Origin of the sequence: Panacagrimonas perspica, from assembly GCF_004364935.1 — a bacterium.
GTDB lineage: Bacteria > Pseudomonadota > Gammaproteobacteria > Nevskiales > Nevskiaceae > Panacagrimonas > Panacagrimonas perspica.
The window spans coordinates 869,157-891,124 of sequence record NZ_SOBT01000009.1; the positions used below are offsets into that span (position 1 = coordinate 869,157).

General features: G+C 66.6%; 19 protein-coding genes. 7 read left to right on the forward strand and 12 right to left on the reverse strand.

The window, feature by feature from the left end:
* Nucleotides 1-51 precede the first annotated feature (51 nt).
* Nucleotides 52-1,149, forward strand: a complete 1,098-nt coding sequence (locus tag DFR24_RS15445; protein ID WP_133882283.1) for an NAD(P)-dependent alcohol dehydrogenase — start codon at nucleotides 52-54, stop codon at nucleotides 1,147-1,149.
* A gap of 72 nt (nucleotides 1,150-1,221) precedes the next feature.
* Here the strand turns inward: DFR24_RS15445 and DFR24_RS15450 are convergent, their stop codons facing one another.
* Both DFR24_RS15450 and DFR24_RS15455 read right to left on the reverse strand, forming a co-directional pair.
* Complete coding sequence (locus DFR24_RS15450) at nucleotides 1,222-1,902, reverse strand: TetR/AcrR family transcriptional regulator (protein WP_133882284.1); 681 nt, start codon at nucleotides 1,900-1,902, stop codon at nucleotides 1,222-1,224.
* 17 nt (nucleotides 1,903-1,919) lie between these two features.
* Entirely contained in the window at nucleotides 1,920-2,714 is a 795-nt protein-coding gene (locus DFR24_RS15455) for a tyrosine-protein phosphatase (RefSeq protein ID WP_133882285.1), read from the reverse strand.
* Nucleotides 2,715-2,830: 116 nt separating this feature from the next.
* Between DFR24_RS15455 and DFR24_RS15460 the strand changes: the two genes are divergently transcribed.
* From DFR24_RS15460 to ntrC, 4 genes are all read left to right on the forward strand, one after another.
* Entirely contained in the window at nucleotides 2,831-4,183 is a 1,353-nt protein-coding gene (locus DFR24_RS15460) for a WS/DGAT/MGAT family O-acyltransferase (protein WP_133882286.1), read from the forward strand.
* Between the two features lie 61 nt (nucleotides 4,184-4,244).
* Entirely contained in the window at nucleotides 4,245-4,862 is a 618-nt protein-coding gene (locus DFR24_RS15465; protein ID WP_162851240.1) for a DUF4124 domain-containing protein, read from the forward strand.
* Between the two features lie 164 nt (nucleotides 4,863-5,026).
* Nucleotides 5,027-6,106, forward strand: coding sequence for a nitrogen regulation protein NR(II) (glnL, locus tag DFR24_RS15470; protein ID WP_133882288.1), 1,080 nt, complete (start codon nucleotides 5,027-5,029; stop codon nucleotides 6,104-6,106).
* 20 nt (nucleotides 6,107-6,126) lie between these two features.
* On the forward strand, nucleotides 6,127-7,674 hold the full coding sequence (gene ntrC / locus DFR24_RS15475) for a nitrogen regulation protein NR(I) (protein ID WP_133882289.1): 1,548 nt from the start codon (nucleotides 6,127-6,129) through the stop codon (nucleotides 7,672-7,674).
* A gap of 225 nt (nucleotides 7,675-7,899) precedes the next feature.
* Here ntrC and DFR24_RS15480 read toward each other — a convergent pair whose 3' ends face one another.
* The 7 genes from DFR24_RS15480 to DFR24_RS15510 all read right to left on the reverse strand — a co-directional run bounded on the left by DFR24_RS15480 (nucleotide 7,900) and on the right by DFR24_RS15510 (nucleotide 14,381).
* On the reverse strand, nucleotides 7,900-8,472 hold the full coding sequence (locus tag DFR24_RS15480; RefSeq protein WP_133882290.1) for a YceI family protein: 573 nt from the start codon (nucleotides 8,470-8,472) through the stop codon (nucleotides 7,900-7,902).
* Between the two features lie 55 nt (nucleotides 8,473-8,527).
* Complete coding sequence (locus DFR24_RS15485) at nucleotides 8,528-9,073, reverse strand: YceI family protein (protein WP_210772526.1); 546 nt, start codon at nucleotides 9,071-9,073, stop codon at nucleotides 8,528-8,530.
* A complete protein-coding gene (locus tag DFR24_RS15490; protein WP_210772525.1) occupies nucleotides 9,070-9,630 on the reverse strand; it encodes a cytochrome b in 561 nt (186 codons plus the stop codon). Before DFR24_RS15490 ends, DFR24_RS15485 begins: the two co-directional genes overlap by 4 nt.
* Nucleotides 9,631-9,806: 176 nt before the next feature.
* Entirely contained in the window at nucleotides 9,807-11,825 is a 2,019-nt protein-coding gene (locus DFR24_RS15495) for a M2 family metallopeptidase (RefSeq protein ID WP_133882291.1), read from the reverse strand.
* Complete coding sequence (locus tag DFR24_RS15500; protein ID WP_133882292.1) at nucleotides 11,822-13,318, reverse strand: peptide MFS transporter; 1,497 nt, start codon at nucleotides 13,316-13,318, stop codon at nucleotides 11,822-11,824. The genes DFR24_RS15495 and DFR24_RS15500 overlap by 4 nt, the downstream gene beginning before the upstream one ends.
* A 104-nt stretch (nucleotides 13,319-13,422) precedes the next feature.
* The gene (locus DFR24_RS15505) at nucleotides 13,423-13,875 is read right to left on the reverse strand and encodes a hypothetical protein (RefSeq protein WP_133882293.1); all 453 of its coding nucleotides are present in this window, start codon (nucleotides 13,873-13,875) and stop codon (nucleotides 13,423-13,425) included.
* An 8-nt stretch (nucleotides 13,876-13,883) separates the two neighbouring features.
* The gene (locus DFR24_RS15510; protein ID WP_133882294.1) at nucleotides 13,884-14,381 is read right to left on the reverse strand and encodes a DUF4112 domain-containing protein; all 498 of its coding nucleotides are present in this window, start codon (nucleotides 14,379-14,381) and stop codon (nucleotides 13,884-13,886) included.
* A 92-nt stretch (nucleotides 14,382-14,473) separates the two neighbouring features.
* Here DFR24_RS15510 and plsB point away from each other — a divergent pair, with 92 nt between their 5' ends.
* Entirely contained in the window at nucleotides 14,474-16,969 is a 2,496-nt protein-coding gene (gene plsB, locus DFR24_RS15515) for a glycerol-3-phosphate 1-O-acyltransferase PlsB (protein ID WP_246051670.1), read from the forward strand.
* Between the two features lie 58 nt (nucleotides 16,970-17,027).
* Nucleotides 17,028-17,756, forward strand: coding sequence for an FKBP-type peptidyl-prolyl cis-trans isomerase (locus DFR24_RS15520; protein ID WP_133882295.1), 729 nt, complete (start codon nucleotides 17,028-17,030; stop codon nucleotides 17,754-17,756).
* A 164-nt stretch (nucleotides 17,757-17,920) separates the two neighbouring features.
* Here DFR24_RS15520 and DFR24_RS15525 read toward each other — a convergent pair whose 3' ends face one another.
* Genes DFR24_RS15525 through hemC form a run of 3 tightly spaced genes read right to left on the reverse strand, consistent with a single transcriptional unit; the run spans nucleotide 17,921 to nucleotide 21,948 of the window.
* Nucleotides 17,921-19,105 carry a heme biosynthesis HemY N-terminal domain-containing protein gene (locus tag DFR24_RS15525; RefSeq protein WP_133882296.1) on the reverse strand — a complete coding sequence of 395 codons (1,185 nt, stop codon included), beginning with the start codon at nucleotides 19,103-19,105 and terminating at the stop codon, nucleotides 17,921-17,923.
* Nucleotides 19,106-19,120: 15 nt separating this feature from the next.
* Nucleotides 19,121-21,031, reverse strand: coding sequence for a uroporphyrinogen-III C-methyltransferase (locus DFR24_RS15530; RefSeq protein ID WP_133882297.1), 1,911 nt, complete (start codon nucleotides 21,029-21,031; stop codon nucleotides 19,121-19,123).
* Complete coding sequence (gene hemC, locus DFR24_RS15535; protein WP_133882298.1) at nucleotides 21,028-21,948, reverse strand: hydroxymethylbilane synthase; 921 nt, start codon at nucleotides 21,946-21,948, stop codon at nucleotides 21,028-21,030. The genes DFR24_RS15530 and hemC overlap by 4 nt, the downstream gene beginning before the upstream one ends.
* Between the last annotated feature and the right edge of the window lie 20 nt (nucleotides 21,949-21,968).

Here is a 21,968-nt window from a genome sequence, read left to right on the forward strand (position 1 = left end):
ATTATTGGCGAACGGCCCGAAGAAGGGCCCCGACATAAGGATGGGGGGAGCATGGAGATCACGGCAGCAGTGGCGCGCCAGGCGGGCGGTCCGTTCACGATCGAGCACCTGCAGATCGAGGCGCCGCGCGAAGACGAGGTGCGGGTCCGCATCGTCGGCGCCGGCTTGTGCCACACCGACCTGATCGCACGGGACCAGGCCATTCCCGTTCCGCTGCCGGCCGTGTTCGGCCACGAGGGCAGCGGGGTGGTCGAGGCGGTGGGCCGTGACGTGCGAGACCTGAAAGTGGGCGATCACGTGGTGCTCAGTTTCCTGTCGTGCGGCGAATGCGCCCGCTGCCGGCACGCGGAGCCCTGCTACTGCCACCAGTTCATCCCGCTGAACTTCGGCGGCGCGCGAGGCGACGGCAGCTCCTGCCTGAGCCACGAGGGCGAACGCGTCTCCGGTCATTTCTTCGGGCAGTCCTCGTTCGCGACGTATGCGATCGCACGCGCACGCAACGTCGTGAAGGTGGACCCGGCGGCGCCGCTCGAACTGCTCGGACCGCTGGGTTGCGGCTTCCAGACCGGAGCGGGCAGCGTGATGCGCGCGCTGGCGGCGCGTGCGGGTTCGTCGATCGTGATCTGCGGCGGCGGTGCGGTGGGCCTGGCCGCGGTGATGGGCGCCGTCGTGCAGGGCTGTGCGCAGATCGTGCTCGTGGAGCCGCACGCGGCCCGTCGGGCGCTGGCGATGGAACTGGGCGCCACGCACACCGTGGATCCTGCGGCCGGCGATCTCGCGGCGCTGTTGCGCGCGGTGCTGCCGCAGGGCACCGATTACCTGTTCGACAATACCGGCATCCCGTCGGTGATCGAGGCGGCGCTCACCTGCCTTGCACCGCATGGCGTCTGCGGCGTGGTGGCGGCGGCCAAGCCGGAGTCCTCGATCACGCTGAACCTCACGGCGCTGGTGCTCGCCGGGCATCGCGTGCAGGGCATCGTCGAAGGCGACGCGGATCCGCAGTCGCTGATCCCGGAGCTCGTGGGCCTGTTCCAGGCAGGGCGGTTTCCGCTCGACCGGCTGGTGAAGACCTGGTCGCTCGCGCAGATCAACGAGGCCATCGCGGCGCAGCACCGTGGCGAGTGCGTGAAGGCGGTGTTGCTGCCCTGACGCTTTGCGTAGCCCGGGTGAAACCCGGGGCCTCTTCTCGTTGAAAGTAAACGCTCCCGGGTTGCACCCGGGCTACGGTGGCGAGGTGCGTCGACGGGTCTTCGTCTTCGCGGCGGGCGCCGCCTCCGGCGCGAAGATCGCACTCGCGCAGATATGCGCCAGCGATTTCACGAGGCGATCCAGCTCCGCGCCTTCGTGGTTGCCAATGAAGCGGGCGCAGTACAGGTCCACGGCCCAGGTCAGGATCGTGCCGACGTCCGGTGTCGCCTCTTCGTGTGCCTTGCCCTGGCGCTTGACGGTGGCGATCGCGCGGCGGCTGGCCGTGCAGAGCTTGTCCATCATGTCGCGATAGAGCTGCGCGACGGCCGGGTCGTACGGCGCGGTGTCGTTGATCGCCGCGACGATCGCGTGGTGCTTCTTGAACGTACCGACGATACCGCGCAGCGCGCGTTCGATATCACGACGATCCGCACTCTCGGCATTCTCGAACCAGACGCCGGCGCTGCCGATGATCTCGTCGGTGAGCTGGCCCATCAGCCGCAGCACGAGTTCGCCCTTGTCGCGAAAGTGCAGGTAGAACGTGGCACGCGCCATGCCGGCCTCGGCGGCGAGCTGTTCGACCGTCAGCGAGCCGAAGGTGTTGCCCTTCTCCAGCAGGCTTTCCATCGCCACCAGCAGGCGTTGCTCGATCGTCGGCCGCGGCGTGCCGCGCACGCGTTGCAGCTTCGTGGCGCGGGCAGGTCGCGGGACCATGCGCGGCGTCGAAGGTCTCAGGATTCGAGCAGCGCCGCGTGCAAGGCGCCGCGACGTGCCGGGGTCAGTTCGCAGATGTCTTCCAGATAGCGCTCTGCACCGCCATAGTCCTTGCTCAAGGTCTCGTAGGCGGCTTCGAGGAATTCACGCCGCACCGAGGCCAGTACGCGCAATGCATCGTTCGCGTGTTCCGGCAGCTTCTCGACGTGCAGCACCAGACGCAGCCGCGTACTGATGAGGCGCTCGAAGCTGTAGCGTCCCTGCGTGGCGAGATAGTCCTGCATGATCGTGTCGCGAGGCACGCCCAGCGCCGTGAGCAGCATCGCCGACACGAAACCCGTGCGGTCCTTGCCGGCTGCGCAGTGCACCAGCACGGCCTTCGCATCGGCGCGGGTCAGCCGGTCGAACAGCGCACGCAGGTCGCCGGCGTAGCTCGCCGGCATGCGCCGGTAGTTGTCCGCCAGCGCGTCCTGCGCGCGCACCGCGTCGAACGTGGGATCGGCGAGCTTGCGGCTCCATTTGTCCGGCTGAACCGCGGACAGGCTCCCCCCCAGGTCCAGCGCCAGCAACTCGTACGGACGATCGGCCGGCCATTCATTGGAGAGCCGGTGACGTTCGCCCGGGCTGCGCAGGTCACAGACCAGACCGATGTCGAGACCCGCCAGGGTGGCGAGATCGCGCTCCTTCAGGTCGAGCAGCAGTTCGGAGCGGTAGAGGCGGCGGCGACGTACGCGGCGGCCATCGTCGGTGGTGTAGCCACCGAAGTCGCGGAAGTTCGGCGCGCCTTCGAGCAGGATTTCGTCAGGAGTCATCAGCGAAGTTTAACGGGCCACGACGCGAAACCGGCGCGGGCCGGGAAGCGGATAGACTCATCGCGACACGGCGCCACAGACGCGCCGGCCACGACGGGTGCACGGAGAGAGACGCGATGCGCCGACTATCGCCCACCGATGTTGCCTTCCTGTTGCTCGAACGACGCCACCAGCCGCTGCACGTGGGGGCGCTGTCGCTGTTCACGCCGCCGGCCGGATCGCCGCCCGGTTTCGCATCGAAGCTGGCGGCCGAACTCGCCGAGTCCACCTCGGTCGCCCCACCCTTCGATCGCCGGCCGCTGTCACGCCTGGGCGTTTTCTACTGGGAGGACGATCCCCACTTCGATCTGGCCCATCACTTCGTGCACATGGCGCTGCCCAAGCCCGGCCGCATCCGCGAGCTGCTGGCGATGGTCTCGCGCGTGCACAGCGCGCATCTGGATCGCGCCTATCCGCTGTGGCGCGTCTATCTGATCGAGGGTCTCGAGGACGGGCGCATCGCCACGTACATGAAGATCCATCACTCCGTCGTCGACGGCGTGTCCGGCATCCGCATGTTCATGAAGTCGATGTCCGACGACGAGCTGCATTCCGCCGGCATGCCGCCGCCCTGGGAGATCGGCAGCGGCCATCGACCGACGCCCGTGCTCCGTGAGGCGATCCGCAAGGTCGACCGGTTGCGGGCCGCGGCGATATCGGCGCCCCGTGTGCTGCGCGAACTGCAGCAGACCTTTCGCGACGCACGGAGTCAGCATCCGGATCTGGTCACGGCGCTGCGTGCGCCGCGCAGCATCCTCAACCAGAAGATCACGGCCTCGCGCCGCTTCGCCGCGCAGTCCTATTCGACGGCGCGCATGCGGGCCGTCGGCAAGACCCTCGGCGGCACGCTCAACGACGTGGTCATGGCGATGTGCGCCGGCGCGTTGCGCCGGTATCTCACCGATCTCGGCGCCCTGCCCGACAAGCCGCTCGTCGCCGGCGTGCCGGTGTCGCTGCACCGTGACCGCGAGCATGCCGAACCCGGCAACGCCGTCACCTTCATGCTGGCGACGCTGGCCACCGACCTGGCGGACCCGGTGAAGCGCTTCGAGGCGATCAAGGGGTCGATGGACTACAACAAGCAGCGCTTCCAGGCGATGAATCAGACCGAGCTGCTGGCCTATGCGCTCGGCATGATGACGCCGGGCCTGCTCAACATGGCGGGCAACTGGGAGCGGATGCCGATCAACGTCGTCATCTCCCATGTGCCGGGGCCGAGAACACCGATGTTCTGGCAGGGTTGCCAGCTCAACGGCCTGTATCCGGTGTCGCTGGTCATGGATGGCATCGCCCTGAACATCACGCTGGTCAGCCGTGCCGATCAGGTCGACTTCGGGCTGATCGCCTGCCGGCGGACCCTGCCCAGCGTGCAGCGCCTACTGGATCATCTCGAAGAGGCGCTGGTGGAACTCGAAGAGGCGTGCGTCTGAGGAACGTTGACAGGGCAGACGGGGTCCCTACCATCGACACGTCAACGTGATGGCGGCTTCCATGGCTCTATTTCGGTTGCTGGCGATGTTCGGCGTGGCGGTCGCATTCGCCGGCCCGGCCGTGGCCACCGACGTGTACAAGACGGTCGATGCGAACGGTGTGATCCACTACACCGACCAGGCCCCGAGCAAGACCGCCAGGCCGGTCGTTCTCCCGCCGATCCAGGTGGTCGGGCCGCCTCGAGGATCGTCCGTCTCGGCGTTTCCCCCCGCGTCTTCCGCCGGTTCGTCAGGGACCGACATGACCGGCGAGGCGCCTTTGAGCGTCAGCATCGTGTCGCCGGCCCCGGATGAAACGTTCCGCACCGACGACCGCGTGCTGCCGGTCAGCGTGCGGATGAACCAGCCGCTGCCGGAGGGCTACGGCCTGCTCTACATGCTCGACGGCACGGCGCAGAACGCGAAGGCCACCCGCGCCCTCAACTATTCACTCGAAGGGGTCGAACGCGGCGAACACATGGTCACCGTCGTGACCGTGAACGCCTCGGGCAAGGAGATCGGCCGCGCGGCGCCCGTTATCGTCCACATGAAGCCACCGACGGTGCATCTCACGCAGCAGCGCAAGGAAGAGCGTGAAGCGAACCGGCCGACGCCGCGGCCAAGAAATCCAACACCCTGACGGTATTGAGGAAAAGCGGGGCTGCACCTTCAGGGCGCCGCGCACCGGTCTGGCGCTCCAAATCGGAGAGAATCGTCGTGGCGCCCCATAACGGTGCGTGCGGGACGTGCTTTCTGTAGCCTTTCGCCACGCGCGAGTGGCGCGCCTTTTGCAATTTCGGCTTCATGAAATTCGTGCCCCGCTCGCGCGTGGCCTCCGACGTGGTGCTCGACGGTCTGACGACGGCCGTGATCTGCCTCGACGCGAAGCTGGCCGTCGCCTCCATCAACTCCGCCGGAGAAAGCCTCTTCGAGGTCGGACGGCGGCACGCGGTGGGCGAACCCCTGGCGCAGGCCATTCCGGCGTTCACGCCGCACGCCAAGCGGCTGCAGGACGCGCTCGACTCCGGCACCGGGTTCATCGAGCGCGAGATGAATTTGCGCCGCGCCGGCGAATCGATCTCGCTGGACTGCACCGTCACGCCGATCCTGATCGGCAAGGGCAGCGGCCTGCTGCTGGAGTGCCAGTCGCTCGATCGTCACCTGCGCATCTCGCGCGACGAGTTGCTGCTCTCGCAACATCAGGCCTCGCGTGAACTGATCCGCGGACTGGCGCACGAGATCAAGAACCCGCTCGGCGGTATCCGCGGTGCGGCGCAGTTGCTGGAGAAGGAACTGCCGGACAGCGGCCAGCGTGAATACACCGGCGTGATCATTCGCGAGGCCGACCGGCTGCAGAATCTGGTCAACCGGATGCTCGGTCCCAACCGCATGCCGCAGAAGGCGCCCGTGAACATTCACGAGGTGCTGGAGCACGTGCGCCAGTTGTGCGAGGCCGAGGGCGCCTCCGATATCCACTTCCTGCGCGACTACGACCCCAGCATCCCGGAGATCGTGGCCGACCGCGAGCAGTTGATCCAGGCCGTGCTCAACGTCGTGCGCAACGCCGGTCAGGCGATTGCCGGCGGCAGCGGTGAAGGCGCCGTGACGCTGCGCAGTCGCACGCGACGCCAATTCACGATCGGCGGCAACCGCTATCGCCTCGTCATCCAGATCGATGTCGAGGACACCGGACCCGGCATCGCGCCGTCGATGATCGATCGCATCTTCTATCCGATGGTGACCACCCGCGCCGAAGGCACGGGCCTGGGCCTGCCGATGGCGCAATACCTCATTCATGCACACGGTGGCGTCATCGAGTGCCGTTCGCGGCCCGGCTGCACCGTGTTTTCCATGTATCTACCCCTGAACGGGGAAGCAGCCTGACGGACGACGCAGACAACGACATGAGCAAGGCATTGGAAATCTGGGTCGTGGACGACGATGAGTCGATCCGCTGGGTGATGCAGAAGTCGCTGATGCGCGCCGGCATGAAGGTGCAGACCTTCGAAGGCGCGGCCGAATTGTTCGACGCGCTGTCGGAAGACACGCCCGATGTCCTGATCACCGATATCCGCATGCCCGGCGTCTCGGGCCTGGAACTGATGGAACGCGTGCGTCACGAGAAGCCCGGTCTGCCGGTGATCGTGATGACCGCGCACTCCGACCTCGACGCGGCGGTCGCCAGCTACAAGGGCGGCGCGTTCGAGTACCTGCCCAAGCCTTTCGACGTCGATGCGGTGGCCGAACTCGTGCGGCGCGCCGCCGCACGTCGCGTGGAACCCGAACCGCTGCCGGAGCTAGGCTCGACCGCGATCATCGGCGAGGCGCCGGCGATGCAGGATGTGTTTCGCGCGATCGGCCGCCTGTCGCAATCGCAGATCACGGTGATGATCACCGGCGAATCCGGAACCGGAAAGGAACTCGTCGCGCGCGCGCTGCACGTGAACTCGCCGCGCGTCTCCAAGCCGTTCATCGCGGTGAACACCGCGGCGATTCCGAAGGATCTGATGGAGTCGGAATTCTTCGGTCACGAGCGCGGCGCGTTCACCGGCGCGCAGACGCAGCGCAAGGGCCGCTTCGAACAGACCGATGGCGGCACGCTGTTTCTCGACGAAATCGGCGACATGCCGGCCGACCTGCAGACGCGCCTGCTGCGCGTGCTGCAGAACGGCGAGTTCTACCGCGTCGGCGGTGTCGCCCCGGTGAAGGTCGATGTGCGCGTGATCGCGGCCACTCACCAGGATCTCGAGACGCTGGTGAAGGAAGGGCGCTTCCGCGAGGATCTCTACCACCGGCTCAATGTCATCCGCGTCCGCATTCCGAGCCTTGCCGAGCGTGCGGAAGACATCCCGCTGCTGATGCGTCACTTCCTGGTATCCGCCGCCAAGGAGCTGCAGTCTGAAACCAAGCGCGTGACGCCCGAAGTCATGGAGCGCCTCCAGGCGTTCGCGTGGCCCGGCAACGTGCGTCAGCTCGAGAACGTGTGTCGCTGGCTGACCGTGATGGCGCCGGGACAGGACGTCCATCTCAACGATCTGCCGCCGGAACTGCGGGAGGTCGCGCCGCGTGCCGTTCACGCGGCGGCCGCGGTTGAATCAGCTCCGATCGCCGACGCAGCGCCGACGCCCACTACTGCGCCGATCGTGCGGCCGTCCGTTCTGTCGGCGGCCGAAGCCTTCGCGCCAGTTTCGTCGTCGATGCCCTCGGTGCCGTCGCAAGCCGCGACGCGGGACGAATCCTGGTTCCAGACGCTGCGAGCCTGGGCCGACGGCGAGTTCGCCGCGGGTCGCAGTGCCCTGCTCGACGAGGCCATGCCGGTGTTCGAGCGCACGCTGATCCAGTCCGCGCTCAACGCAACGAAGGGTCAGCGCCAGGAAGCAGCGCGACGTCTGGGTTGGGGTCGCAACACGCTGACGCGCAAGATCCAGGAACTGGGGATGGACGATCTCTGAGCAGGCGGCGTCGATGCGCCGGCCTCAGGTCGGCGTGCCCGTCGGCGGATAAGCCACGCTCCACTGCGTGGGGGCGCGAAGAGGACGGCGCCGACCAACGACATGGTGCTTCGCGGATGTCCGGATGGCATCAGCATCGGCCGCCGGAACCAAGCCTTCCGGCGTCACACGCCAGCAGTGCAGGTTCGCGCTGCCAGCGTGCGACGGTTCGACGGAGGCGACCGATTACGAGTCGCGCAGCGCCTCGACCTGGATCTGGATCTTGACCTTGCCCAGCTCGCCATCGGCGGCCTTGGTCATGCCGAAGTCGGCACGATTGAATTCACCCTCTGCATCCGCGCCACAGACTTCCTTCTTGTAGAACGGGTGCTGGATGCATTTGAAGCTCTCGATGTCGAGCTTCACCGGCTTGGTGACGCCGAGCAGCGTGAGCTGGCCGTCCACTTCATCGGGCTCGCCCTTCTCGAACTTGATCGTGCCCTTGTAGGTGATCGTCGGGTACTTGCCGACGTTGAAGAAGTCCTCGTTCATCGCATGCTCGTTCATCTTGTCGTGACCGAAGTCCACGCTGGCTGCATCGATGGTGATGTCGACGGTGCCGGTCTTGCCTTCGCGGTCCAGCGTGACCTTGCCGCTCGACTTGTTGAACTTGCCGCGCCAGAACGAGATGCCCATGTGCGCCGCCTTGAAGCTCGGATAGGTGTGGCCGGGCTCGATCGTGTAGTTCACGGGGGCCGCAAGCGCGGGAACGGCAACACCGGCGGCGAGAGCGGCGGCGACGAAGAGGGACAGACGCATGAGAAGAAACTCCGGTTGAGACGATGATTGAGAAGGCAGCTGATCCGTCAGCGGATCAACCCGCCGGTGCGACGATCACGAACTTCACGAGGACCTTGTCCTCCAGCACTTCATTCCATTCCTTGTCGCCCATGGCGAACGCGGCGCGGGAAACCGGCACTTCGCCCTCGAAGCGGCGGTTGCTGCCTTCGGTCTTCACGGAGACTGGCGCCTTCACGGTCACCGACTTGCCCTTCATCGTCAGCGTGCCGGTCGCCTCGAAGCGGTCGGCTCCGAGCGGCTTGATCGACGTGGACTTGAAGGTCGCGGAAGGGAACGCCTTGCTGTCGAACCATTCCTTCTTGCGGACCTCGGCGTTGTAGTCCTCATCGCCGATATCGAAGCTCGAGGTATCGACGCTCAGCTCGGCCGACGAGCCGGCGACGTTGGCCGCGTCGTAGGTGACGCTGCCGGTGAACTTCTTGAACGCGCCGTCGACGCCCACACCCATCTGCGTGAACGTCGCGGTGATCCTGCTCTTGCCGGCATCGACGGGGCTCGAAGCGGCGGCGAACAGCGCGGTGCTGACTGCCAGCAGGGTGAACGACAGGAAACGCTTCACGTGGAACTCCTGCGACGCGCCCAAGGCAGCATGCGGGCCACGGTGTCGTCGCGATGAAAGATGAAATGTTGCAAGGCGCCGCCGATGTGCACGACGACGATCAAGGCCAGGGCCCAGGCCAACAGACCGTGTACCGCTTCGAGAGTTTCGGCCAGCGCCTTGTCCTTGCCGATAAGGTCGGGCAGAGGAATGACGCCGAAATATTTGACGGAATAGCCCGACGCGGAGCTGAACATCCAGCCGCTGATCGGGATCGCGAACATCAACAGGTACAACAGCAGGTGCGCCAGGCTCGCCGCCGTCCGCTGCCAGGCCGGATGTGCGGGATTCGGTGGCGGTGCGGCGTGCGTGGCGCGCCATGCAACGCGCAGGCAGGCCAGCAGCAGCACGCTGATGCCGATCCACTTGTGCCAGGAATACAGCTTCAGCTTGTCCGGTGACAGCTTGAGGTCGACCATGTACACGCCCATCGCCCAGCCGAAGAAGATCAGCAGGGCGATCAGCCAGTGCAAGGAGATGGCGACGTTGCCGTAACGGATGGCGGAGGCTTCACGCATGGCAGGGGCACCGGCTGTGGCAGGACGTCATGCGAGCCACTTTAGGTGGCGCGACGGAATCATCCAAGCGGGAGCGCTTGGATCGGTACGTCGGCGGGTCTGACGATATTCCTCGCCGGTGGCGTCCCGCAGCACGGTCACGAACGGCGACCGTCTGCGGTTCGATCCGTTCGGACTCAGGTCGCCGGGGCCGCTGCCGCAGCGGCCGGCGCGTCTTCCGGCACCTTCCATCCGCAGCTCTTCCCCTGGTTCTGCTCCTTCATGTAGGCGATCAGCGGGGTGAAGTATTCGATGATCGCCGACGCATCCATCTTGCGCGTGCCGGTGAGCTTCTCCAGCGTGTCGGGCCAGGGCTGCGAGGATCCGAGCGCGAGCATCTCGATGAAACGCTTGCCGGCTTCAGCGTTGCCGTAGACGTCGCATTCGCTGAGCGGACCCTTGAAGCCGGAGGCATCGCAAAGGGCTTTCTGGAACTGGAACTGCAGCACGAACGACAGGAAGTAGCGCGTGTACGGCGTGTTGCCGGGAATGTGGTACTTCGCGCCCGGATCGAAATCGTCCTCGCTGCGCGCGTTGGGAGGCGAGACGCCCTGGTACTGCTCACGCAGCTTCCACCAGCCGGCGTTGTAATCCTCGGGCTTGATCTGGCCGCTGAAGACCTTCCAGCGCCACTGGTCGACGAGCTTGCCCCAGGGCAGAAACACGATCTTGTCCAGCGCCAGCTTCATCTGCGAATTGATCGTGGCCTTGTCGTTCTTCTGCACGCTCTTCACCAGCCCGATCTTCTTCAGATGCTCCGGCGTCAGGCTCAACGTGATGGTGTCGCCGATGGCCTCGTGGAAGCCGTCGTGCGCGCCGCTCTGGAACACCGGTCGCAGGTGGTTGTACGACAGGTAGTAGTAGATATGGCCGAGCTCGTGATGGATCGTCGTCAGCTCTTCTTCGTCGGGCTCGATGCACTGCTTGATGCGCACGTCACCCTTGAGATTCATGTCCCAGGCACTGGCGTGGCAGACGACGTCGCGATCGCGTGGCTGCACCAGCAGGGACTTGGCCCAGAACGACTCGGGTAGTTTGGGAAAGCCGAGCGAGACGTAGAAGTCCTCGGCGACCTTGGCCATCTTCACCGCCTGCGCGGCATCGGCCTTGTGCTCCAGCTCCGCGATGTCCGACGGCGTGGGCTTGCCCTTGAACGCAGCGAGCAGCGTCTTGTACTCGGCATCGCGCTGCGCCTTGAGCGCGCTCGACACGTCGAGGCTGTCCTGGCCCGGATAGGGTTCGAGCAGCGGATACAGATTGCTCCACTGCTGCGCCCACATGTTGCCGAGCAGGTGCGCCGGAATCAGCCCGTCCTTGGGCACCACGGCGTCGCCGTATTTCTTGTTGAGCTTGTCGCGCACCAGGCAGTGCAGATCGTCGTACATCGGCTTGACCTGCCCCCACAGGCGCTCGACTTCTGCATCGAACTCCGCCGGGCTCATGTCGTAGCCGCCGCGCCAGAGTTCGCCGGTGTCCTTGAAGCCGAGCTGGCTGGCGCCCTCGTTCATCAGTTCGGTGAAGCGCTGGTAGTCCTTGCGGATCGGGCGCGAGGTCTGGTGCCAGCCGTTCCACGCCGCCTCGATCTGCGCGGGCGTGTTCTTCAGCTCGACGTTGTCGACGATCTTCTCGATCTGCTGCAGCTTGAGGCACTCCTCCTGCCCCGCGGCATTCGGACGACACCACTGGCCGGCGCCGTAGTTGGCGTCCATTTTCGCGGCGATCGCGGCCAGTTCCTTGCGCTTGGCCGGATCGGACGGCGCAGGCATCGTCGGGCCCAGCTTGATCAGGGTCAGCGCGCGCGCGGTTTCCGGCGACAGGCCCGGCGTATCGTTGAAGCGCTTGGCCTCCTCGGCTTTCGCCGACTGGAATTCGAGCTGTTCCTCGGTGGCGTTGGCCGCCAGCAGCTGCGCGTCGTCGGTGATGTAGGTCTGCGCGATCCAGAACGCGGCGCCGAGGCGCGCGGCGTTGTCGACGGCGTACTTGTCGACTTCGGCCACGAGCGCGTCGGCATCCGCTGCCGTGGTGCCGGGCTTGGCGGCTGCGGCCGGCACGGGGGCTGGCGCCGCCGCAGCGTCGGCACTTTCCTTCGGACCGTTGCACGCGGCCAGGAACAGCAGGCCGACGCCGGTGGCGATGGCGAACGAAGATTTCATCATGGCTTGTTGTCTCCCATGAGCCGCTTGATCGGCCCGACGAACATCAACAGGATCAGGCCCGCGCCGGCCGTGGTCATGCACACGAACAGGAAGCGATCGGGCATGTCGGCGACATTGGCATCGTCGGCGAGGTGCCCGGCCACCAGCCCCGCAATCAGGTGCCCGAGTGCGGACGCCGTGAACCAGGTGCCGAACATCTGCCCCTGGTAACGCTTGGGCGACAGCTTGTTCACCGCCGCGAGGCCCACCGGCGACAGGCACAGCTCACCGGTGGTGTGAAACAGGTACGTGAGCATCAGCCAGGTCGGTGCCACCTTCTCGCCCTGCACGACGAACAGCGAAGCGAAGTACAGCACCAGGAAGCCGATGCCCATCTGGATCAGGCCGATCGCGAACTTGAACGGCGTCGATGGATTGAGTCCGCGACGGCCCAGATTCACCCACAGTGCCGCGAAGAACGGCGCGAGCAGGATGATGAACATCGGGTTGATCGATTGCAGCCACGAGGCAGGTGCCTCCCAGCCAAAGATCACGCGATCGGTGTGATCCTGCGCGAACAGGTTGAAGCTCGATCCCGCCTGCTCGAAGCCGCTCCAGAACATCGCGGCCGAAACGAAGAAGACGGCGATCACCGCCACGCGCTTCTTCTCGTCGGCGTCCAGCCCGCCGAAGAAGATGACGTAGCCGAAGTACGAGGCCGCGACGGCGACGATGAAGATGCCGGTGCCCTGCGCCAGCCGCACGGCGTCGAGTGTCAGCGCGCCGGTCAGCGTCGCCGCCGTCACCGCGGCAAGGCCCGCGAGGAACACGCCGACGATCAGCCAGCCGCGGTGCTGGACGGTGGCATCGCGTGCGGCATCGCCCGTCGTGACCGGACGCAGGCCGATCTCGCCCAGGTGCGTGCCGTACAGCTTGTACTGGATCAAGCCCAGCACCATGAAGACGCCGGCCGCGCCGAAGCCCCAGTGCCAGCCGACCTTCTCGCCCAGGTATCCGCAGATGAGCTGGCCGACGAACGCGCCGGTGTTGATGCCCATGTAGAAAATCGAATATCCGGCGTCGCGGCGGGCGCCGGCCTCGGGTCCGTACAGCTCGCCGACCATCGCGCTGACGTTGGGCTTCAGCAGGCCGGTGCCGAGCGCGATCAGGATCAGGCCCACATAGAACGACACGTGCGTGTTGGCGGCCATGCAGAAATGGCCGCTGGCGATGATGGCGCCGCCCCAGAACACGGCGTTGCGCTGACCGATCAGGCGATCGGCGATCCAGCCCCCAGGTAGCGAGGCGAGATAAACCGACGCCGTGTAGAGGCCGTAGATCGCGGTTGCCCCTTCGGTCGTCAGGCCCAGGCCCGGATTGCTGCCGTCGACGGCAGCGACCATCGCGAGCACGAGGATCGCGCGCATGCCGTAGTAGGAGAAGCGTTCCCACATTTCGGTGAAGAACAGCGTCGCGAGTCCGCGCGGATGGCCTGCCCAGGTTCGCTCGGTCATGTCGTCGATCGAAAAGATGTTGAAAACGCGCGTCGGTCCGACCATGCCCCGGATGCGGAAGGCACGTCAATCAGGTTTGCGCGGCCCGCTGGCCTCGGACGCGCTCAGCCGAGAAACAGGAACGCCACCAGCACGCACGGAACGATCCAGAACACCTTTCGCGCAGCCGGCATCGCGGCGGCGAGCAGCAGCAGCAACAGGATCAGCGCCGTGCGCGCGGGCCCGAGGATCCAGCTGGTGACGTCGTAGACCTGCGCGAGGTACAGACGTTGCGCCGGGTAGATGCGCATCGGCAGTTCTTCGCCGACGTCGTAGAAACGGCCGCCGGGGATCTTCGTGGTCTTGAACTTGTGCGTGTCCATCTTCGGATCGACGACCGCGCGACCGAGGAAGCAGTTGGCGCGGTTCTTCGTCCTGCAGCTGTCGTTGGCCACCGTGACCACGCCTACCACCTCGTCGCCGGCCTTCAGCAGCCACACCCGCATGCCGACCTGGAAGACGAGGAACGCCAGTGGAATCAGGCTGGCCCACAGAAAGACCTTTCGATGGGTCGGCATTGGCGCGCTCATGGGCTCAGATAGCCGATGATTCGTGATGTCGCCCACCACAACACACCGATGGCCGCTCCGAAGAACACCACGACGAGCAGGATGGCCAGCAGGCGCGACCCGCGGCGCGCCGGCACCGTCGCGGGGCGGGCATCGACGGTATCCAGGTGCGACATCAGCAGCGCTGCGTTGCGCTTGTTCGACTTGAACGCGAAATCGAACAGGTCACCGACCACGGGCACGAGCCCGCCGAGCGTATCGGCCACCGAGTTGCCGACCATCTTCGCGATCGTCCCGCGCGGAACGCCCACGCGCACGCTCTCGTAGAGGATCGCCGCGCCCAGCAGCAGGCCGATGGCGTCGCCGATCCCGGGGATCAGGCCGATGATCGAGTCCAGTCCGAAACGAAACTTCGTGCCGGGGACGGGGACCGCCCCGTCGAGCAGCCACGCGAGTTTCTCCATACGGGCGCGCGTCACACGGGCCCGGGCGGCGTCGGCGGGAATTTCGGGCATGTCGGCGGGAGAGTCCGGAGGCTGAATTCTTTTACACTCGACCTTCAGACGCCACAACTGAAGGCGCACAACGTAGGGAGAGTCGCCTCGCGATGAGCGTGCTGTACACCGCTTTCTACTGGATTGCGTGGTGGCTGTTTCGGCCCCTCAACGCCGCGATCCACTATCGGATCATGCCGGAGGCGCTGCGCGAGAAGCTCGCGCTCGATCCGAAGCGTCCGGTCGTCTACCTGTTGCCGACCCGTTCCTGGGGTGATCTGTTCGTGCTCGATCGCATCTGCCGCGATCTGGGCCTGCCCGCTCCGCGACGTACCGGCACGAGTTTCCCGAGCGCCGATCGGCCTGGCGCCCTGTACCTGCCCGCCTTCCTGGAAACGCGCATCCGCCAGACCGAACTGTCGGGCGTGATCGAGGCGGCGGCGGCGGATCCGAATTTCGACGCGCAGGTGGTGCCGGTGTCGGTCTACTGGGGCCGCGATCCCGGGCAGGAAACCTCGCTGTGGAAGCTGCTGTTCGCCGACAGCGTGCAGGCGGGCATGGTGCGCAAGCTGTTCATCATGCTGGTGAACAGCCGCAACGTGTACGCGAATTTTGCCGAGCCGCTGCAGTTCCGCGAGTTCGTCAGCAAGGAGTCGTCGCCGGAACTGGCGGTCAACAAGCTGGGACGGCTGCTGCACCTGTATTTCCTGCGTGCCCGCACCGCGGCGCTCGGACCGCAGCTGCAGACGCGCCGCGTGGTCATGGATCAGCTCATGGCCTCGCACGCGGTGAAAGCGGCCATCGAGCAGGAGGCCCGCGATTCCAAGATCACGCTCGACGAGGCCACGCGCAGGGCGCGCAAGTGTGCGGACGAGATCGCGGCCAACTATTCGTCGGCCACGGTGCGATTCCTCGAAATCGTGTTCCGGTACGTCTGGAATCGCGTGTTCCGGGGCGTGCAGGTGCACGGCATGGAGCGCCTGCGTGAGTGGGCGCAGAACCATGAAATGGTCTATCTGCCGTCGCACCGGTCGCACGCGGACTATCTGCTGGTGAGCTACGTGCTGTACCAGGCGGGACTCGTGCCCCCGCATATCGCAGCCGGCGTGAACCTCAATTTCTGGCCGGTGGGCGCGCTGCTGCGCCGGGCGGGCGCGTTCTACATCCGCCGCAGCTTCTCGGGCGATCGGCTCTACACGGCGGTGTTTCGCGCCTACGTCGACAGCCTGATCGCGCGCGGTTATTCCATCAGCTACTACCCGGAAGGAACGCGCAGCCGCACCGGTCGCCTGTTGCCGCCCAAGACCGGCATGCTCGGCATGGTCGTGGAAAGTGCGCTGCGCCAGACCACGCGCAAGGTCGCCCTCGTCCCGGTCTACATCGGGTACGACAAGGTCTGGGAGCTGGGCAGCTACTTCAAGGAACTGCGCGGCGGCGCCAAGAAGAAGGAGTCGGCGGGCGACCTGCTCAAGGCGGGCAAGCTGCTGACCAAGTCGTTCGGCAAGGTGCAGATCAATTTCGGCGAGCCGCTGCTGTTGCAGGACTATGCGGACAAGCACCTGCCGGACTGGCGCGAGCAGCTGCAGAACTCGCCGGACAAGGCCCCTACTTCGTTCAAGCCGTTCGTGCAGCGGCTGGCGCTGGCCAACCACCGGCGTATCAACGCGGCCGCCGTGGCCAACCCGGTCGGGCTGACGGCGCTGGCCTTGCTGGCCAGCCCCGAGCGCGCCGTGTCGCAGGCCGAGCTGATCGAACAGGTCGGGCACCTGATCTGGCTGCTGAAGGGGCGGCCCTACAGCGACACCTTCGCCATCCCCGAGGCCTCGCCCAAGGCGGCGGTCGAGTGGGCCATACCGATCGTGCGCGCGGTGACCGTCCCTCATCCCTGGGGAGATTTGTACGCACTGTCCGACCGCGACGCCGTTCTGCTCACGTACGCGCGCAACAACCTGCAGCACCTTTTTGCGCTGCCCAGCCTGATCGCGAACTTCTTCCGCACCCGCGGTGCGCTGCCCGAGGAACTGGTCATCACCGGTTGCCGTGCGCTCTACCCGTTCCTGCGCACGGAATTCTTCGTGCGCTGGGAGGCGGCCGAAGCCGAGGACGCGGCCCGCGAGACCGTGGGCGTGATGCTGAATCTGGGCCTGCTGGCGCGGCGCGAGGACGGCTGGCTGGTGCGTCCGGACGTCACCGCCCGCGAGTTTTCGATCCTGTCGATGCTCGGCCGGGTCATGGGCGAGACGCTCGAGCGCTACTGCATGACGACCTGGCTGCTCGCCCATCAGCACCGCAGCCAGGCCAGCATCGCGCGCGGCCGCTTCGAGGAGGATTGCCGCCTGCTCGCCGAGCGCATGGCGGTGCTGACCGGCAGGGACTCGCCGGAGTTCTTCGACAAGACCCTGTTCCGCGGCTATCTCGACACGCTGATCGACGTGGGCCTGGTCAGCATCGGCGAGGACCAGAAGCTGGTCATGGACGAGCGGATCCTGAAGATCGCCGAGCGATCGCTGGAGCTGCTGTCCGACGACTCCCGCCAGACCCTGCTGCAGCTGATTTCCCGTCGGCCGACCGCCCCCGTGATGGGGTCCGTTCAGCCGCCTTCGCTATAATCTTCGCGGTTTACCCGTACTCCGGCCCCGGCCGGCTCCCCCGAAAACAGGAATTCTCATGTCCAAGACTTTCCGCCTCCTGGCTCTCAGCGCCTGCGCAGGTCTGCTGTTCGCGTGCGCCAAGAAGGAAGAGGCTCCCAAGCCGGTCGAGCTGACCACTGATGCGCAGAAGTTCGGCTACTCCATCGGTGTCGACTTGGGGAATTCGCTCAAGCCGGTTGCCGCACACGTGGATGTTGCCTCTCTCAAGCAGGGCCTCGACGACGTCAGCTCCGGCGCCACGCTCAAGCTCGACGACGCGGCGCGTGAAGCGGTCAAGGCGACCGTGTCCAAGACGATGCAGGAGGAACAGGTGAAGCAGCGTGAGGAAGCCGCCGCAAAGGCGCTGGCCGAAGGCGAGAAGTTCCTCGCCGAGAACGCCACCAAGGAAGGTGTGAAGACCACCGCCAGCGGCCTGCAGTACAAGGTCCTGACCGAGGGCTCCGGCACGTCGCCGACCGCCGCCGACGAGGTCACCGTCCACTACAAGGGCACGCTGATCAACGGAGAGGAATTCGACAGCTCGATTGCACGCGGCCAGCCGGTCACGTTCCCGCTCGGCAATGTCATCGAGGGCTGGACCGAGGGCGTACAGCTGATGAAGCCGGGCGCCAAGTACCAGTTCTTCATCCCGTCGAAGCTCGGCTACGGCGAGCGCGGCGCGGGCGTGAAGATCGGCCCCAACCAGACGCTGATCTTCGAAGTCGAGCTGATCGAAGTGAAGAAGGCCGAAGCGCCGAAGAAGTAATCGGCGGCAGGCGTGAAGACGGCCGGGCATTGCCCGGCCGTTTTTGTTTGTGGCATTCGTGGCGGTGGATGTCGCGGCGCAGCACCGTAGCCCGGGTGAAACCCGGGACTTCTCCTGTCCGATTGGAGAAACGCCCCGGGTTTCACCCGGGCTACGCGGTTCTCTCAGCGCGCCGCGAGTTCCAGGCCCTGCCGGTGCAGCTTGGCCGCCTCTTCGAGGTTCTGCGTCTGCTCGGCGAGCCGGGCCAGTTCGAGATAGGCCGCGGGTGTCGGCTTGATCCGGATCACCGCTTCCAGGTAGCTGCGCGCCTTGCCCCAGAGCTTGTTGGCGAGGCAGGCGCGGCCGGCAGTGATCAGCAGCTCGGGCTTCTCGCCATACTTGCCCAGCCACTGTTCGATGCTCGCGAGCTGGCCCAGCGGATCGGACGCGTGGAGCTGACCGTAGAGGTTGGCGAGGTCGCCATCCCAGTGGTCTTCGAGCACCGAGGAGATCAGGGCCGACGCCTCGGCGTGAGCGTTCAGACGTGCCAGGCCGCTCGCGTATTCCAGACGCAGCACGGCGTCCTGTTTCAGTTCGGGCGGCGTCTGTGACCAGAGCTGCTTGAGGCTGTCGAGACGTGCATCCGCGATCGCCGCATGCATGCGTTCCCGCAGGGCCCGCTGCAGCAGTTCGCGCCGTCGCGCAGGCGGCGGGGCATCGAGCTTTTCAGTGAGATTGAGCAGGCCGTGCAGCTCGGCCCACTCGCCGAGCGAGGCGTAGCTTTCCGCCAGCAGCTCGACGGGATACGGATGCAGCGGATCGGCTTCGCGCAGCTTGAGCGCGGTGGCTTTGGCCTGTGCGATCTCGCCGCGCTCGCGCTGCAGCTCGGCCTGGGTCAGTCCGGTGGCGAACGCGAGTTCGGGCGCGTCGCGCGCGGCGAGTTCGAGGTAATGATCGCGCCGGTCGGCGGCACCCAGGCGCTGCGCCGCGCGGGCCGCGGCCAGATAGTTGAGATGCGACGCGTGGTGATCCGCCGCCCGGCGGACCAGTTCGATCTCGGCGCGCTGCCAATGTCCCTCGAGCAGCTTGAGCAGGCCGGCCTCGAAGGAATCGCGAGCGCGCTCGGCGCGCTTGCGCTCGCTCAGCCGCATCAGGAACGCGGGCAATCGCAGCAGGCCGATCAATGCGCGCAGCACGGTGAGGATCAGCGGCGTGGCCAGTACGACAACGCCGAGCAGGACCAGCACCGAGGTTTCGATCGTCCAGCCGCGGTAGTGCACGAGCACATAGCCGGTATCGGCGCGCAGCCAGTAGGCGGCGGTGGCGCCGGCGGCGAGCGCCAGCAGGACGAGAACCCAGGAACGAATCACGGCCGTTCGATCGGATCAGCGAGCGGCGTCGAGCCGCGTGCGAATCGCGGTCAGGCTGCGGCTGATGTCGGGCAGCGGCGGCTGCAGCTCGAGCGACTGCAGGCGCTCGAGTTCTCCCTTCATCGCGAGCGCGCCAGGATCGTCGGCCTTGAACTGGGAGTCGAGCCATTCGGAGGCCGAACGCGCGTCTTCCCGCAGAGCGACCGTGTTGCTGGTCAGCAGCGCGACTCGCGCCGCCTCGAGCTTGAGCGTGAGCACGTGATAGACCACCGCTTCGGCTTCCGGCGGAAGCAGACGCATCGCCTTGGCGTTGTCTTCGCGACGGATCGTGAAGAGGCTGCGGGCTGCCGTCTGTACGGCATTGAGCATGCGCCGCCAGCCGCTGGCGGCGCTGTCCGGGGCGCCGGACGCACGGGCGCCGGAGGATTCGAATTGCGCCGGAGCGTGCGACACCAGCGGCAACGAAGGAACGCGCTCGATCAGGCTCGCCAGCGTCAGCGCTGCGGATGCCAGGTCGGGCACCGGCACCGCACGCAAAGCGGTGCGCTCCTGAGCGAGCGCCTCACGAACCGGGAAAAGCTGCGGGTCCGACAGGCGCGCCAGGCTGGCGTCGGCGCCGTCGAGCGCGATCAGCGCGGACTTCACGTCGCGCTCAAGCTGCAGGCGATCGTTGGCCAGCATCAGCAGATGCTCCACCGACGCGAGCTGGAACCGGGTGCGGCCACCGGAAAGGTCTTCGCTGATGCGGCTCATCAGCGCGAGCGTGTCCTCGATGCGCGATTGCAGGGCCGCAATGTCGGTGCCGTTGCGATCAGAAACACGAGACTGATCGGCCAGGCGCATTGCCTGTTCGCCGCTCGCGGTCTCCAGCGCGGCCAGCTGCGACTCCAGCTTCTGCAGCAGCGCATCGTGCAGGGCGGTCTGCTCGGCCAGCTGCTCGCGTTCTTCCCACCACAACCAGCCGAATCCGCCAGCAAGGGCAAGAGCCAGCAGCAGGAAGATCACCAGACCCAGGACCCCTCGACGCTGGCCACCTTTCCGGGACGCCGAAGGCGCGGGCGGTGCGGCAGGCGGAGCCGATGACGCGAAGGACGCGCCGGCATCGCCTGCTTCCAGACTCGGTTCGACCTGCTGGCTTGAGTTCATCGTGGGCGCTGACGCGGGGGCGGAGTCTTCGACCTGCGTTCGGGCTGGCGGGAAGAGGCAGTCCACCAGGGCTTCGTCGGAGGTCCTTTGCGGCGCTCGAACCTCGGCGAAGCCCAGACGGCGCGCGAGTTCTAACACACGGGGGCTTGGAACGACCAGCAAGCAGGATTGCACGCGCGAACGCAGGTCGTCCGGCAGCATTGCGCACAGCCTTTCGAGGCCGTCGCCGCTCGTGCAGATGATGGCGTCGCAGCTTTCTGCGGCCTCGCGCAAGGTCGCCGGGGAGTGGTCGACGGCAACGCGCTGGTACAGCTCGAGCCGCTGTGCGTCGGCACCGCGGGCGCGCAGTCCGGTCGCAAGCGCGTCGCGGCCGCCCTCGCCGGTACAGATCAGGAACCGCTGACCTTGGATCGCCTGGAGGTCCGCGTGGGCCAGCAGGTCTTCACTGCTGCTGCCGGACCGTGAATGTCGAGCGCCGGGGTGGCCGAGCGTCGCCAGCGCATCGGCCGTGGCCTGCCCGATGGCATACAGCGGAGGCCAGGGCCCCGGGTCCAGTCGCGCGGCTTCGCGCGCCGCGTTGACGCTGGTGAACAGCCAGCCGTTCCAGGTTCGCGCCGCGCTCAACGTTGCGCGGTGACCTGCTTCTTCCCCTGTGGGCTGAATCTCGAACAACGGCAGCGGCAACGGTTGGGCGCCTCTGCGGCGCAGCAGATCCTCGATGCCCGCGCTCTGCGCGGCCGGGCGCGTGATCAGCACGCGCAGGCCGGATGCCACGTTCACGCTTTTATCCCGAGCGAGCCGAGAATTTCGCGTGCGCCATTGGCGAGCAGGCGCTCGGCGAGCTGCGTGCCGAGCGACGCACCCTCTGCCGCCGCGCCGGAGATCTCGTCACGCACCACCCGCGATCCGTCCGGCGCGCCGACCATCGCGCACAGGCGGATCCGGTCGCTGCTGACCGTTGCATGCCCGGCGACGGGAACCGTGCAAGCGCCGCCGAGGCGTTCGTTGAGCGCTCGTTCCGCCGCAAGCCGCGTGGCGGAGGTCGTGTCGTGCAGGACGGCGAGCAGGTCGCGCGTGCGCGTGTCGTCGGCGCGGGCCTCGATGCCGATGACGCCCTGGCCGATGGCCGGGACGAAACGCTGGACGTCGAGCGCTTCGCGGATCCGATCGCCCAGGCCGAGCCGGCGCAGGCCGGCACAGGCCAGCAGGATCGCGTCGAACTCGTTCTCATCGAGCTTGCGCAGGCGCGTGCCGACGTTGCCGCGCAGCATGCCGATCTGCAGGTCCGGCCGAAGAGCCGCGAGCAGCGACTGCCGGCGCAGGCTGGCGGTGCCGACGCGTGCGCCCTGCGGCAGATCCGCGAGCTGCGCATGACGATTGGAGACGAAGGCGTCGCGCGGATCCTCGCCTTCGAGGAATGCGACCAGCGTCAGGCCTTCGGGCTGATGCGCGGGCACATCCTTCATGGAATGGACCGCCAGATCGGCGCGGTCCTCGAGCATGGCCTGCTCGAGTTCCTTGACGAACAGGCCCTTGCCACCTGCGGTGGACAAGGAGGTGCTCAGCAGCTGGTCGCCGCGCGTGGTCATCGGCACCAGCGTGACCTCGAGATCGGGATGCGCGGCCTGGAGGCGCGCGCGTACGTGTTCGGCCTGCCAGAGGGCGAGCGGCGATTCGCGGGTGGCGATCCTCAACATCTAGCTCGAACGCCGCTCGT

Bases quoted from the DNA above. Each gene is read 5' to 3' on its own strand.
- ntrC (WP_133882289.1), top strand. From the start codon at position 6,127: ATGAGCAAGGCATTGGAAATCTGGGTCGTGGACGACGATGAGTCGATC.
- DFR24_RS15510 (WP_133882294.1), bottom strand. From the start codon at position 14,381: ATGCCCGAAATTCCCGCCGACGCCGCCCGGGCCCGTGTGACGCGCGCC.
- DFR24_RS15450 (WP_133882284.1), bottom strand. From the start codon at position 1,902: ATGGTCCCGCGACCTGCCCGCGCCACGAAGCTGCAACGCGTGCGCGGC.
- hemC (WP_133882298.1), bottom strand. From the start codon at position 21,948: ATGTTGAGGATCGCCACCCGCGAATCGCCGCTCGCCCTCTGGCAGGCC.
- DFR24_RS15495 (WP_133882291.1), bottom strand. From the start codon at position 11,825: ATGATGAAATCTTCGTTCGCCATCGCCACCGGCGTCGGCCTGCTGTTC.
- plsB (WP_246051670.1), top strand. From the start codon at position 14,474: ATGAGCGTGCTGTACACCGCTTTCTACTGGATTGCGTGGTGGCTGTTT.
- DFR24_RS15480 (WP_133882290.1), bottom strand. From the start codon at position 8,472: ATGCGTCTGTCCCTCTTCGTCGCCGCCGCTCTCGCCGCCGGTGTTGCC.
- DFR24_RS15490 (WP_210772525.1), bottom strand. From the start codon at position 9,630: ATGCGTGAAGCCTCCGCCATCCGTTACGGCAACGTCGCCATCTCCTTG.
- DFR24_RS15500 (WP_133882292.1), bottom strand. From the start codon at position 13,318: ATGACCGAGCGAACCTGGGCAGGCCATCCGCGCGGACTCGCGACGCTG.
- DFR24_RS15445 (WP_133882283.1), top strand. From the start codon at position 52: ATGGAGATCACGGCAGCAGTGGCGCGCCAGGCGGGCGGTCCGTTCACG.
- DFR24_RS15505 (WP_133882293.1), bottom strand. From the start codon at position 13,875: ATGCCGACCCATCGAAAGGTCTTTCTGTGGGCCAGCCTGATTCCACTG.
- DFR24_RS15520 (WP_133882295.1), top strand. From the start codon at position 17,028: ATGTCCAAGACTTTCCGCCTCCTGGCTCTCAGCGCCTGCGCAGGTCTG.
- DFR24_RS15460 (WP_133882286.1), top strand. From the start codon at position 2,831: ATGCGCCGACTATCGCCCACCGATGTTGCCTTCCTGTTGCTCGAACGA.
- DFR24_RS15465 (WP_162851240.1), top strand. From the start codon at position 4,245: ATGGCTCTATTTCGGTTGCTGGCGATGTTCGGCGTGGCGGTCGCATTC.
- glnL (WP_133882288.1), top strand. From the start codon at position 5,027: ATGAAATTCGTGCCCCGCTCGCGCGTGGCCTCCGACGTGGTGCTCGAC.
- DFR24_RS15455 (WP_133882285.1), bottom strand. From the start codon at position 2,714: ATGACTCCTGACGAAATCCTGCTCGAAGGCGCGCCGAACTTCCGCGAC.